Annotated in this window: 10 protein-coding genes; 3 read left to right on the plus strand and 7 right to left on the minus strand. The window is 65.2% G+C overall.

Annotated features, from left to right (window positions below; translation table 11 throughout):
- Nucleotides 1–14: 14 nt before the first annotated feature.
- The 3 genes from AAFG07_RS38045 to AAFG07_RS38055 all read right to left on the minus strand — a co-directional run bounded on the left by AAFG07_RS38045 (nt 15) and on the right by AAFG07_RS38055 (nt 3,410).
- On the minus strand, nt 15–287 hold the full coding sequence (locus AAFG07_RS38045; protein ID WP_229168563.1) for a hypothetical protein: 273 nt from the start codon (nt 285–287) through the stop codon (nt 15–17).
- Nucleotides 288–609: 322 nt separating this feature from the next.
- Nucleotides 610–2,517, minus strand: coding sequence for a propionyl-CoA synthetase (locus AAFG07_RS38050; RefSeq protein ID WP_342724726.1), 1,908 nt, complete (start codon nt 2,515–2,517; stop codon nt 610–612).
- Nucleotides 2,518–2,627: 110 nt separating this feature from the next.
- Complete coding sequence (locus AAFG07_RS38055; RefSeq protein ID WP_342724727.1) at nt 2,628–3,410, minus strand: hypothetical protein; 783 nt, start codon at nt 3,408–3,410, stop codon at nt 2,628–2,630.
- Nucleotides 3,411–3,561: 151 nt separating this feature from the next.
- Between AAFG07_RS38055 and AAFG07_RS38060 the strand changes: the two genes are divergently transcribed.
- Nucleotides 3,562–5,106: a sodium:proton antiporter gene (locus tag AAFG07_RS38060; RefSeq protein ID WP_342724728.1), complete on the plus strand. Its 1,545-nt coding sequence runs from the start codon at nt 3,562–3,564 to the stop codon at nt 5,104–5,106.
- Nucleotides 5,107–5,122: 16 nt separating this feature from the next.
- On the opposite strand, the gene AAFG07_RS38065 is transcribed toward AAFG07_RS38060, so the two are convergent.
- The 4 genes from AAFG07_RS38065 to AAFG07_RS38080 form a co-directional block, all read right to left on the minus strand.
- Nucleotides 5,123–5,929 (minus strand): glucose 1-dehydrogenase, encoded by an 807-nt coding sequence (locus tag AAFG07_RS38065; protein WP_342724729.1) that lies wholly within the window; start codon nt 5,927–5,929, stop codon nt 5,123–5,125.
- Between the two features lie 106 nt (nt 5,930–6,035).
- The gene (locus AAFG07_RS38070; RefSeq protein WP_342724730.1) at nt 6,036–6,449 is read right to left on the minus strand and encodes a DUF1850 domain-containing protein; all 414 of its coding nucleotides are present in this window, start codon (nt 6,447–6,449) and stop codon (nt 6,036–6,038) included.
- Nucleotides 6,410–8,518 carry a TRAP transporter permease gene (locus tag AAFG07_RS38075; RefSeq protein ID WP_342724731.1) on the minus strand — a complete coding sequence of 703 codons (2,109 nt, stop codon included), beginning with the start codon at nt 8,516–8,518 and terminating at the stop codon, nt 6,410–6,412. The genes AAFG07_RS38070 and AAFG07_RS38075 overlap by 40 nt, the downstream gene beginning before the upstream one ends.
- Before the next feature lie 174 nt (nt 8,519–8,692).
- Nucleotides 8,693–9,640, minus strand: coding sequence for a TAXI family TRAP transporter solute-binding subunit (locus AAFG07_RS38080; RefSeq protein ID WP_342724732.1), 948 nt, complete (start codon nt 9,638–9,640; stop codon nt 8,693–8,695).
- 174 nt (nt 9,641–9,814) lie between these two features.
- Between AAFG07_RS38080 and AAFG07_RS38085 the strand changes: the two genes are divergently transcribed.
- Both AAFG07_RS38085 and AAFG07_RS38090 read left to right on the plus strand, forming a co-directional pair.
- On the plus strand, nt 9,815–11,074 hold the full coding sequence (locus AAFG07_RS38085; RefSeq protein ID WP_342724733.1) for an MFS transporter: 1,260 nt from the start codon (nt 9,815–9,817) through the stop codon (nt 11,072–11,074).
- A gap of 351 nt (nt 11,075–11,425) precedes the next feature.
- A complete protein-coding gene (locus tag AAFG07_RS38090) occupies nt 11,426–12,640 on the plus strand; it encodes an EAL domain-containing response regulator (RefSeq protein WP_342724734.1) in 1,215 nt (404 codons plus the stop codon).
- Nucleotides 12,641–12,652 lie beyond the last annotated feature (12 nt).

Genomic DNA, 12,652 nt, shown 5'->3' on the forward strand with positions numbered 1-12,652 from the left:
AGTAGCCAGCGCGCCTAGTGGCGGTCCGGATTGTTCATCATGTATTCGCCGAGATCGCGCTGCCGCCGATCGGTGCGGGCTTCGGCGTTCTGGCGCTGGACGTCGCGATCCTTGCGGCAGGCGACATATTCGGGCGATCCGACCGCGACCTTGCCGTTGCCCTGGCAATACTGATCGTCGTCGCCCATGCTCTCCGCGATCGGCGATCGGCCGCGCTCCAGACAGCCTGCCAGCAGCGGCAGTGCGAGCAGCAATGCAAGAGGCGCGCGTGCGGAAATGGATCGCATCCGGTGGTCCGTATCTGGTGGCACATGACAGGGAAGGTCGGGATGACCCGGCAATCCATCAAAATCAAGGCCATTTTGCTTCCGATGGGTTTCGATGGAGCGCAAGCCCGATTGCACGATGGCACGCTCATTGATGGATCTCGCCCGGGGCCACCCCTCTCCCTACCCTCTCCCGCAAGGGGAGAGGGAACCCTTCCGCCGGTGGCCGCCTCACGTCAGGTGAGCACAATGTTCAGGCTCCCTCCCCCCTTGCGGGGGAGGGTTGGGGAGAGGGGGCCACACGGCGCGCCCTCTCAAGTGCAAGCAAAGCTCTAACGACGAGCTACGCCTTGCCCTTCAGCGCCTCGCCGATTTCGTCGAGCACCTTGGGGTCCTCGATCGTCGCCGGCATGGTCCAGGGCTCGCCGTCAGCGATCTTCTTGATGGTGCCGCGCAGGATCTTGCCGGAGCGGGTCTTCGGCAGCCGCGCCACCGTGATCGCGAGCTTGAACGCGGCGACCGGTCCGAGCTTCTCGCGCACCAGCGCCACCACTTCCTTCTCGACCTGATCGGGCGCCTTGGTGACGCCAGCCTTCAGCACCAGGAAGCCGCAGGGCACCTCGCCCTTGATCGCATCCTTGACGCCGAGCACGGCGCATTCGGCGACATCGGGATGCGAGGCGAGGATCTCCTCCATGCCGCCGGTGGAGAGCCGGTGGCCGGCGACATTGATGATGTCGTCGGTGCGGCCCATCACCCAGACATAGCCGTCCGCATCCTTGTAGCCGGCGTCCGAGGTCTTGTAGTAGCCGGGGAATTCCGTGAGATAGGCGTCCCTGAAGCGATCGTCCTGCTGCCACAGCGTCGGCAGGCAGGCCGGCGGCAACGGCAGCTTGATCACGATCGAGCCCATGGTGCCCGCGGGGACCGGCTTCGCCGCCTCGTCGACGATGTCGACCTGATAGCCCGGCATCGGCACCGTCGGCGAACCGTGCTTGACCGGCAACTGACCCAGTCCCACCGGATTGCCGGCAATGCACCAGCCGGTCTCGGTCTGCCACCAGTGATCGATGACAGGCACCTTCAACTGCTGCTCCGCCCATTCCACCGTCGGCGGGTCGGCGCGCTCACCGGCGAGGAACAGCGTGCGGAAGCGCGAGAGGTCGTAGCTCCTCAGCAGCTTGCCCTCGGGATCTTCTTTCTTGATCGCACGGAATGCGGTCGGCGCCGTGAAGAAGGCAACCGCCTTGTGCTCTGAGATCACGCGCCAGAACGCGCCGGCATCCGGCGTGCCGACCGGCTTGCCCTCATACATGATCGTGGTCGCGCCGTGGATCAGCGGGCCATAGACGATGTAGGAGTGGCCGACCACCCAGCCGATGTCGGAGCCGCACCACCAGATCTCGCCGGGCTTCACGCCGTAGAGATTGTGCATCGACCATTTCAGCGCGACCAGATGCCCGCCATTGTCGCGCACCACGCCCTTCGGGATTCCGGTCGTGCCCGAGGTGTAGAGGATATAGAGCGGATCGGTCGCGGCGACCGGCACGCAGGGCGCGGCCTTGCCGGCGTCGAACGCCGCGCGGCGCAGCGTCGCCCAATCATGGTCGCGGCCCGCGGTGAGCTCGCAGGCCTGCTGTGGCCGCTGCAGGATGATGCAGGTGTCGGGCTTGGCGCCGGCAAGGCGGATCGCTTCGTCGAGCAGCGGCTTGTACTGCACGATGCGCCCGGGCTCGATGCCGCAGCTCGCCGAGAAGATCAGCTTCGGCTTGGCGTCGTCGATACGGGTCGCCAGCTCCTTGGCCGCGAAGCCGCCGAACACCACGCTGTGCACCGCGCCGATCCGCGCGCAGGCGAGCATCGCGACGACAGCCTCCGGCACCATCGGCATATAGAGGATGACGCGATCGCCCTTGGCCACGCCGAAATCCCGCATGACCGCGGCCAGCGTCTGCACCTCCGCCAGCAGCTCGGCATAGGTGAATTTGGTGATCGTGTTGGTAAGCGGCGAATCGTGGATCAGCGCGACCTGGCCGGCGCGGCCGCCGGCGACATGGCGATCCAGCGCGTTGTAGCAGGTGTTGATCACGGCGCCGGCGAACCAGCGTCCATAGGCGCCCACAGAGGGATCGTAGATCTTTTTGGCCGGCTCGATCCAGTCAATCTCGCGCGCCGCTTCCGCCCAAAAACCCTCGGGGTCTCGAAGCGAGCGGGCATACACCTCATGATACCGGCTCTGCTGGATGTTCATCGCGTTTCTCCCTCGCGCCGTCGCGCGTGATTTGCCGACCATTGTCACGGGAAGCGGCGCCGTTTCAAGCCGAAATGACCGCGACCTTCGGCCGGGCAGGCCGGGCTCGGCTAATAGCCGTCGACCCCGTTGATCCGCTGCAGCCGCTCGCGCATTGCCGTTTGCAGGTCATAGCCCGGCTTGCCGAATTCGGCATTGCGGCGGGTGATGAACTGATCCTGCGCGCGCTGCAGCTTGCGCGCCTGGCGCGGGTCCTGCGCCTCGCGCACCGTGCGGAAGGTCGATGCGACGATCTCGCGATCGAGATCGGCCAGCGCGGGATTGGCGCAGATCGCCTTCTCCACCGGCCGGCGTGCCTTGCGGCAATCGAAGCTCGGCTTGCCTGCCACCGCCATCAGGGCGCCGATGCGCTCCAGCTCCAGCGACAGCGATTTGTAGTTGGCCTTGGCGGCGGCGTGATCGGGGTTGAGTTTCACGGCGGCGCCGAAATCCATGATCGCCTTCGGCCGGTCACCCTTGCGGCGCCACAGCTCGCCGCGGGCGTTGTGGGCGTCGGCAAGCGATGGATCGAGCAGGAGCACGGTGTCGTAATCTCCGATCGCGCGATCGATCATCTGCTTGCGGTCATAGGCGCTCGCGCGCGCCAGCAGCGCCTTGATTCGATCCGGCTTGGCCACCTTCTCATTGTCGATCAGCGCGCCGCAGGCCTCGATGGTCTTGTCGTCATCCGCGGCCGCGGCGGCGGCGACGCAGGGTCCGGCATCGGCCTGCACATCCTTGCCGGGCTCGCTGCCGGCCGCGCGCGCAACGCCCGATGTCCGCGCGCCCGACAGCCAAACGCACAGCAGCGCCAGAGCCAGATTGAAGGCCAGATTCGCAGAGTTGCGTCGCATCCCGATCACCGACAAGACATCCCTCTCCCGCGCCCGCACCACCGACCTCTGATGTCCGGCAGCGCGCCATTTGCCGCAAAACCACACGCTGGATTATACGTCAATTGCGACGATCGGCTGCACTTGGAGCCGTACTTGGTTGGGGGTTCGCGTGCTGACATTCGAATGGATCATCGGCCTGTTGCTCGCAGCCGTGGCGCTGTCGGCGCTGGCGCGGCGGATCAAGGTGCCCTACCCGACCTTTCTTGCGCTCGGCGGCGTACTGCTGACCCTGCTGCCATGGGCCCCGACCTGGGCGCTGGAACCGAAACTGGCGCTGGCGCTGTTCGTCGCACCAGTGCTGCTCGATGCCGCCTACGACACCTCGCTGCGCGATCTCCGCAACAACTGGCTGCCGGTCTCGACGCTGGTGGTGGTCGCGGTCGGCGTCACGACAGCAGCCGTGGCGGTGGTCGCGCACTGGCTGCGCCCCGACATGCCCTGGCCGGTCGCGATCGCGCTCGGCGCCATCGTGGCGCCGCCGGACGCGGCCGCGGCCACCGCGATCCTGCGCCAGGTCAACCTACCCTATCGGATCCAGAAGATCCTCGAGGGCGAAAGCCTGCTCAACGATGCCACTTCGCTGTTGATCTATCGCGTCGCGGTTGGCCTCGTCGCCGCCGAGCACATGAAGATCCGCGAGTTCGTACCATCGATCGCGGTCGCGCTGGTCGGCAGCCTTGCCGCCGGCTACCTGTTCGCGCGGGTTTGGATGATGATCACCCGCCGCATCACCGAGGCGCCGAGCGCGATCATCACGCAATTCGGCGGCACCTTCATGGTTTGGATCGTCGCCGAGCATCTCGGCCTGTCCGGTATCCTCACCATCATCGCCTATGCGATCACCATCGCCCGCACCGCGCCGGCCCGCACCTCGGCGCGGCTGCGCGTGTCGTCCTATACGGTGTGGGAAACCGTCGTGTTCGTGCTCAACGTGCTGGCCTTCATGCTGATCGGCCTGCAATTGCGCCCGATTTGGTCAGAGCTCGACGACGAGGTGCGGTGGAAATATTGCAGCTTTGCCGCCGCGATCCTCGCCGTCGTGATCCTCGCCCGCATCCTCTGGGTGATGCCCTATGGCGCCCTGCTGCGCGTGCTGAAGGCGCGCAACCTGCTGCCCGCCCATATGGTGGACGCGGTGCCGACCCTGAAGCGCGGCTTCATCGTGTCGTGGTGCGGCATGCGCGGCATCGTCACGCTGGCGGCCGCATTTGCGCTGCCCGAGTATTTCCCCTATCGCGACCTGATCCTGCTGACGGCGTTTGCCGTGGTGCTGGGCTCGCTCGTGATCCAGGGGCTGACCTTGCGGCCGCTGATCCTGGCGCTCAATTTCGATGACGACGATCCGGTCGGGCGCGAGGCGGCCCATGCCCGCGGCGTGGTGTTTCGCGCAGCGCTCGAGGAGATCGACGCGGACCCGTCGGAAGAAGCCGAGATCCTCCGGCTCGAATACCGCGCCGTGCTGCTGCGCGCCGAGAATGACCCGGATGGCGGCCTGACCTCACGCGAGCTGCCGTCGGATCCGATCCGCCGCCGCGCCATCGCGGCCGCGCGTCAGGCGCTGCTCAATCTGCGCCGCACCGAGACCATCGGCGACGACGCATTCCATCTGGTCGAGGAGGAGCTCGACCGCGCCGAGCTCAGCGTCGAGGCGTAGTTCTTTCAGCGACCTCTCAAGCACCCGACTTCGAGGTGATGCCGCCGTCGACCACCAGCTCGATGCCTGTGACATATTTCGATTCGTCCGACGCAAGGAACAGCGCGGCATTGGCAACGTCCCAAGCGTCACCCATGTGTCCCATCGGCACCTGCGCGTCGCGGGCGCGCCACATCGCCTCCACATCGCCCTTGGCGTAGCTCTGCGCCAGCCCCGCGGAATGTTCGACCATCGGCGTCTTCATCAATCCCGGCAGGATCGCGTTGACGCGCACATGCTTGGAGGCGAACTCGACCGCGGTCGAGCGCGTCATCTGGTTCATCGCCGCCTTGCTCGCGTTGTAGCTGACATAGGAAATGCCGACATGGCGGATCGAGGCGATCGAGGAGATGTTGATGATCGAGCCGCCGCCCTGCTTGATCATGACCGGAATGACGTGCTTCATCGAGAGATAGGCGCTCTTGAGGTTGACCGCGAAGACGCGGTCCCAGTCGGCTTCCGCGACTTCCACCACGCTGCCGACCTCGGCGATGCCGACATTGTTGTCGAGCACGTCGATGCGGCCGTAGGCCTTCAGGCAGGCCGCGACCATCGCCTCGACCTCGCTGGCGCGCGAGACATCTGCGGTGAATGCGGCCGCGGTGCCGCCTTCGTCGGTGATGATCTTGACCGTCTCCTCGGCCGCCGCGCCGTTGCGATCGACGCAGAACACGCTGGCGCCCTCGCGCGCGAAGGTCACGGCGGTCGCCTTGCCATTGCCCCAGCCGGGCCCGATCGAGCCTGCGCCGACCACCATCGCAACCTTGCCCTTGAGCCGATCCATCGTTTGTTCTCCCGTTTGTTGTTCTTGCAGCCTGACCCGTAGCCCGGATGAAGCGAAGCGCAATCCGGGAACCCTGGCCCCGGATTACGCTGGCGCTCCATCCGGGCTACGGACTTTTACAAACACTCATCGCCGTGACATTAGCACCGATCGGATGTCCGAAAATCTCCGATAGCGTCTGGCAGCGTCCCGCCTCGCACAGATGCCATTCGCCCGCCACACCGGAATTGCCGAGCACGACCTCAGGCCTTGGCACCGGCGGCGGCGACCATTGAAACCAGCCATCGACGAGACGCGCTTCCGGCGGCGGCTCCATGCCGGCGCCGGTGCCCTTGATGCGTGCCTGCTGCAGCGTCAGGCCGGCCGGCGTGACCTGCCAGTCTTCCTGCCAGGCGGTCTTCTCGATCGAATGCGTCCAGCTAAGCGTGAAGGCTGCGATCGACAGCGTCTTCACGACACCCGCGGATGTGAGGCAGAGGCTCAAGCCGCCGCCACCGCGTTGCGCGGACGCTGCCGCCATTGCCACAGCACGACCGCGGCCGCGAGCGTAAAACCCGCCGTATCCGAGAAGGGGAAATCGCCGAGCAGGCAGAGTGCGGCGCCGAAGGCGACCACGATCTCGATCAGGGTCAGCCGCGTGAACAGGAAGCCAATCGCGACGATGCCGAACAGGGCGATCGCCACCAGTGCCTTGAAGGTCGCCAGCGCCACCGCGCCGTAGAACCCGAGCTGGGCGGCCATCGGATCATTGCCTTGCAGCATCAGCGCCGGCGAATAGACGAAGATGAAGGGGATGACGTAGCCGGCAAGCGCGATCCGCATTGCCTCCCAGCCGATCTTGTCCGGATTCTCCTTGGCGATCGGCGCCGCCGCCAGCGCCGCGAGCGCGACCGGCGGCGAGAGGTCGGCCATGATGCCGTAGTAGAACGCAAACATATGGCTTGCGATCAGCGGCACGCCGAGCTTGGCCAGCGCAGGCGCCGCCAGCGCCGCGGTGATGATGTAGGTCGGGATCGTCGGGATGCCGGTGCCGAGCAGGATCGACAGCAGCATGGTCATGATCAGCGCCAGGAACAGGCTCTTGGCGCCGAGCCCGATGATCCAGCTGCCGAAGATGGTACCGACGCCGGTCTGCGTCATCATGCCGATGATGGTGCCGACGATGGCGCAGGCCATGCCGACGGTCAGCGCCGACTTGGCGCTGTCGGCAAGCGAGTCACGGCAGGCCCGGAGCGTTGCGCGACCTCCACGGGTGATCGCCGCAATCACGATCAATCCGGCGACGACGCCGGCGACCGGAACGATCTCGAGCCCGTGGCGCGAGACCGCGGCAACCACCAGCGCGAGGCCGATCCAGAAGATGTAGCGCACGACGGTGTTGGAAAAGCCGAGCGTGATGCTGGCGCCGAGGATCAGCGCGACCGTCAGCGCGAGCCCCATGCTGCCGGCATAGAGCGGCGTAAAACCCTCGAACAGCATGTAGACCAGCGCCGCGAGCGGCAAGACGAGATACCAGCGCGCCACCAGCGCCTTCCAGGCGCTCGGGATCTCCGAACGCTTCATGCCGACGAGGCCATGCTTGCCGGCTTCCAGATGCACCATCCAGAACGCCGAGGCGAAGTACAGGATCGCCGGAATCACCGCAGCCTTGACGACCTCGGAATAGGGAACGCCGAGCGTCTCCGCCATGATGAAGGCGACCGCGCCCATCACCGGTGGCATGATCTGGCCGCCCATCGAGGCGGTGGCCTCGACCCCGGCGGCGAACGCGCGGCGATAGCCGAACTTGATCATCAAGGGAATCGTGAACTGGCCCACGGTCACGACGTTGGCGACGCCGGAGCCGGAAATCGTGCCCATCATGCCCGAGGCGAACACCGCGACCTTGGCCGGGCCGCCGCGGGTGCGGCCGAACAGGCCGAGCGAGACGTCGGTGAAGAGCTGGATCATCCCGGCCCGCTCGAGGAACGAGCCGAACAGGATGAACAGGAAGATGTAGGTCGCCGAGACGTAGATCGGCACGCCGTAGAAGCCTTCGGTGCCGAACGAGAGATGGGTGACGATCTGGTCGAAGTCGTAGCCGCGATGATTGAACGGCGACGGCAGGTATTGTCCGAAGAACCAGTAGAGCAGACAGGCGCCGCACATCAGCGGCAGCGCCGCCCCCATCAGTCGCCGCGTGCCCTCGAAGATCAGAATCGCGAGCAGCGTGCCGACCGCAAGGTCCATGTTGGTCGGATCGCCGTCGCGGGCGATCAGGTCGGCATAGAAGATCCACTGATAGAGCCCGCACAGGAAGCCGGCGGCGCCGACGATCCAGCTCACCGCGCGGCCGAAATCGGTCTTGGCGGTGAAATTGCCGATCAGGCCGAAGGTCAAGAGGATCAGGAAGCCGACATGGACGCCGCGCACCACCTGGCTCGGCAGGTAGTTGAAGGCTGCGACATAGAGCTGGAACACCGCAAAAGCGAGACCAATGGCGTAGGCCAGATGGCCCCAGGCGCCCGGACCGAAACCTTCCGGAAAGCCATGTTCGAAATTGTCGAATTCAACCTTGATGGGCTGCTCGCCCGCAACCTGCTGCTGCATATGATTAGTCCCCCCGCCGTGCCCGCGACGTCTATAGCACCTGTGCAGTGCCTCGACCGCCTCCCTCGCACGTCATGCGCGGGCTTGATCCGCGCATCCATCGAAAATCAGAGTCTCTAGAAAGATGGATGGCCGGGTCAAGCCCGGCCATGACACCTCGAAACGTAGCTGGCCTTACTTGATCAGGCCCTTTTCCTTGTAATAGCGGATCGCGCCGGGATGCAGCGGCACCGGGCTGCCGGTCGCGGCGGCCGCCAGCTTGATCTCCTTGCCCGCGGCGTGGGCGTTGGCGAGCTCCGGCAGCGATTCATAGACCAGCTTGGTCATCTGATAGGCCAGATCGTCCGACACTGCGCTCGAGGTGACGAGGTAGTTCACGACCGCCGCGGTCGGCACGTCCTTGTCCTGGCCGGTATAGGTGTTGGCCGGAATGATCACGGAGACGAAGGGTGGGCCGATCTTGTCGACGGTCTCCTTCGGCACGGCGACCACGGTGATGTCGCTGGAGGTCGAGAGGTCCTTCAGCGAGGCGACGCCGAGGCCGGCGGACTGCAGCGTGGCGTTGAGCTGGCGGTTCTTCATCAGGTCGACCGATTCGGCGAACGGCAGATACTCGACCTTGCCGAGATCCTTGTAGCTCATGCCGGCGGCCGCGAGGATCGCGCGCGAGTTGAGCTCGGTGCCGGACTTCGGCGCACCGACCGACAGGCTCTTGCCCTTGAGGTCGGCGAGCGTCTTGATGCCGCTTTCGGCGGTGGCGACGATCTGGATGTAGTTCGGATAGATCGCGCCGATGGTGCGCAGCTTGTCGAGCTTGTTCTTGAAGCCGGCCTCGGTGTCGCCTTCCCAGGCGGCCTTCAGCGAATCGCCGAGCGTGAAGGCGATCTCGCCCCGGCCCTGCTGCAGCAGCACCAGGTTCTCCACCGAGGCCTTGGTCGCCTGCACCTGGGTCTTCACATCGGGGATCTTGTCGCCGTAGATCTTCCCGATCGCGACGCCGAGCGGATAGTAGACGCCCGAGGTGCCGCCGGTGAGCACGTTAATGAACTGCTGGGCCTGTGCGACAGGCGCGGACAAAACACTGGCAGCCACGATCACGGCGGCCATCAACCTTGAATTCATGAGTATTATTCTCCCCTAAGCCGGGCCGGAAATTGGCCGGACGCCCCTGCCGGGTCAACCCATCCAAATGACGCATGCAGGGCCGAAATCCCTGATAGCAGCACCACTTTACCTGCACGGGAACTCTGCGCGCGCCGCCGGGTTGAGATGCGCAATCTCGCCGCGAGGTATCACTTGCAGCCGTCCGGGACGCCCGTTGAGCGCGCGCTTGACGCGTTGAACTTCTTCCTCGCCGACGTGCGGGACGGGCTCGGCCCTTATCTGGCGATCTACCTTCTGACCGAACGGAGGTGGGACGAGGCCTCGATCGGGTCGGTGATGTCGATCGCGGCGATCGCCGGGATCGTCGCCCAGACACCGGCCGGCGCCCTGATCGACCGCAGCCGCGCCAAGCGCGCGTTGATGATCGCAGCTGCGCTCGCCGTGACCGCCGCCTGCCTGCTGCTGCCGCTGCTCGACCACTTCGCGCTGGTCGCCGCGACCCAGGCGCTTGCGGCCGCCTCGGGCTCGGTGTTCGCGCCGGCGATCGCCGCGGTGACGCTCGGTATCGTCGGCCCCAAGGCGTTCGCGGCGCGGACCGGCCGCAACGAGGCCTTCAATCATGCCGGCAACGCGGTGGCCGCGGCGATCGCCGGCGGCACCGCCTACTGGTTCGGTCCCGTCGTCGTATTCTGGCTGCTCGCGGCAATGGCGCTCGCCAGCGTCGCCGCGACGCTCTCGATCCCACCCGCCGCCATCGATCATCAGGTCGCGCGCGGGCTCGACGATATCGCGGAGGAGCACGGCACGCTGCATGACCGGCCTTCCGGCTTTCGCGTGCTGCTGACCTGCAAGCCGCTGCTGATCTTCGCGGCCGCGACCGTGATCTTTCATTTTGCCAATGCCGCGATGCTGCCACTGGTCGGACAGAAGCTCGCATTGGTCAACCGCAACCTCGGGACATCGCTGATGTCGGTCTGCATCATCGCGGCGCAGCTGGTGATGGTGCCGGTTGCGATGCTGGTCGGACGCAAGGCCGACGTCTGGGGCCGTAAGCCGATCTTTGCCATGGCGCTCGCAGTGCTGGCTGTTCGCGGCGCGCTCTATCCGTTGTCGGACAACCCGTACTGGCTGGTGTCGGTGCAATTGCTCGACGGCATCGGCGCCGGAATCTTCGGCGCGCTGTTCCCGCTCGTCGTCGCAGATCTCACGCACGGTACCGGGCATTTCAACATCAGCCAGGGCGCGATCGCCACCGCAACCGGCATCGGCGGCGCGCTGAGCACGGCGGTCGCCGGGTTCATCATCGTCCACGCCGGCTACAGCGCCGCCTTTATGTTCCTTGCAGCCGTCGCTTGCGCCGGGCTGATCGGCTACTGCGCGTTGATGCCGGAGACGTTGCGAACGCCAACGACGACATCACGCACGACTGCATTGGCATCGCAGAGCGGATGATCTGATTCGCCGTTGGTGCTCTGCGGGCAACTCGATTTGATGTCCGACAATGGTGCAATTCCGCTTCTGCATCGACCCGACACCACAGTCATTAACGTCGTCTCGCGATGACACACGCGCGCAACGTTTCCGGTGCGGTGCAAAGTCAGACACGATTGCTCTCATGAACGCCAGATGACGCATTTGTTGCGCCCATAACCGCGGCAAGACGCGGCGATTCCGGCATCATTTGAGTCGAATTGAATCCTTTAAGGTTAGCGAACCAATCAATGTATGAACCAGAAATTTCCATGATTGCCGCCGCTCATGGATGTACGAGTCAGGCCGGGGTAATTACGGATAAGGCGGGGCATGAACCACATCAGTCACATCGGACAAGCGCGAGCCGGCTGGTTCGGACATCGCAAGCTGACCCCACGCGCATGCATTGCGGACAGCAAAAAACACCTTCGGACCTTCCTCGCAGAGGCGCTGGAAGACCTCGGCTTCATCACCAGTGAATGCGGCCAGGCTTTGGAGCTCGACACCGTGCTGGACGCGGAACGGCCCGATCTTCTGGTGCTCGGCGTGTCCGTGGACGGCATCGAAGTCAGTAAAATTCTCGAGACTTTGGTGAGAAAGGACTACGGCGGCAAGGTCCTCGTCATCGGCCAGCCGGACTCCATCATCGTGAAAGCGGTTCGGCAGATCGGCGATGAGTACGGTATCGCCATGCTGCCGGCCCTCTCCACCCCGTTCAGCGCCGGAACCCTTCGTGACAGTCTTGCGTCATTGATGCCGCTCGAGCCCGCACCGAGCCCGGCAGTGGACGTGCACGAAGCGCTGAAGGCCGGCTGGCTCGAGCTGTGGTATCAGCAGAAAATTCATCTCCGGACCTTGGTTCCGAGCGGCGCCGAGGCGCTGATCCGGATGCGCCATCCCGCATGGGGCGTCGTGCCGCCTGCCTACTTCATCCCCGACGAAAGCGATCCGCATTTTCATGCGCTGTCCGAGTTCGTGATCGCGCGCGCGATCGAGGACTGGCGCTATCTGCTCGAGCAGATCGGACCGGTCGATCTCTCGATCAACCTGCCGATCTCGTTTCTCGCCGACGATGCTGCGGTGCGCGAGCTTTGCTACCGGATTCCGGATCATGCCGCCTTCGCCGGCCTGCTGATCGAGATCGACAGCGCCGAGGTGGTCGACAATCTGGACCTGGCGATCGATGTCGCCCGGCGCGTTCGCCTGCACAATATCGGCATCTCGATCGACAATGTCGGCGCGAACTGGCCATCCTTGCTGGGACTGCCGAACTTTCCGTTCGTCCAGCTGAAGGTCGACCATCAATACGTCACCGGTTGCGCGGATCAGCGCCTGAAGCAGACGGTGTGCCGGCGTATCGTCGAACTCGCACACGACGCCGGCGCGCAGGTTATTGCGCAGGGGGTCGAGACGCGCGCGGACTTTCTCGCCGCGCACGAGATGGATTTCGATCAGGTCCAGGGCTACCTGTTCGGCAAGCCGATGGGCGTCAAGAAGTTCGCCCGCTCGCGCATGCACTTCTCGGAGAAACAGCCGGCGTCCTGAGGCATGGCGCCT

Source organism: Bradyrhizobium sp. B097 (genome assembly GCF_038957035.1).
Lineage (GTDB): Bacteria > Pseudomonadota > Alphaproteobacteria > Rhizobiales > Xanthobacteraceae > Bradyrhizobium.

Bases quoted from the DNA above. Each gene is read 5' to 3' on its own strand.
- AAFG07_RS38045 (WP_229168563.1), bottom strand. From the start codon at position 287: ATGCGATCCATTTCCGCACGCGCGCCTCTTGCATTGCTGCTCGCACTG.
- AAFG07_RS38050 (WP_342724726.1), bottom strand. From the start codon at position 2,517: ATGAACATCCAGCAGAGCCGGTATCATGAGGTGTATGCCCGCTCGCTT.
- AAFG07_RS38055 (WP_342724727.1), bottom strand. From the start codon at position 3,410: ATGCGACGCAACTCTGCGAATCTGGCCTTCAATCTGGCTCTGGCGCTG.
- AAFG07_RS38065 (WP_342724729.1), bottom strand. From the start codon at position 5,929: ATGGATCGGCTCAAGGGCAAGGTTGCGATGGTGGTCGGCGCAGGCTCG.
- AAFG07_RS38070 (WP_342724730.1), bottom strand. From the start codon at position 6,449: ATGGCGGCAGCGTCCGCGCAACGCGGTGGCGGCGGCTTGAGCCTCTGC.
- AAFG07_RS38075 (WP_342724731.1), bottom strand. From the start codon at position 8,518: ATGCAGCAGCAGGTTGCGGGCGAGCAGCCCATCAAGGTTGAATTCGAC.
- AAFG07_RS38080 (WP_342724732.1), bottom strand. From the start codon at position 9,640: ATGAATTCAAGGTTGATGGCCGCCGTGATCGTGGCTGCCAGTGTTTTG.
- AAFG07_RS38090 (WP_342724734.1), top strand. From the start codon at position 11,426: ATGAACCACATCAGTCACATCGGACAAGCGCGAGCCGGCTGGTTCGGA.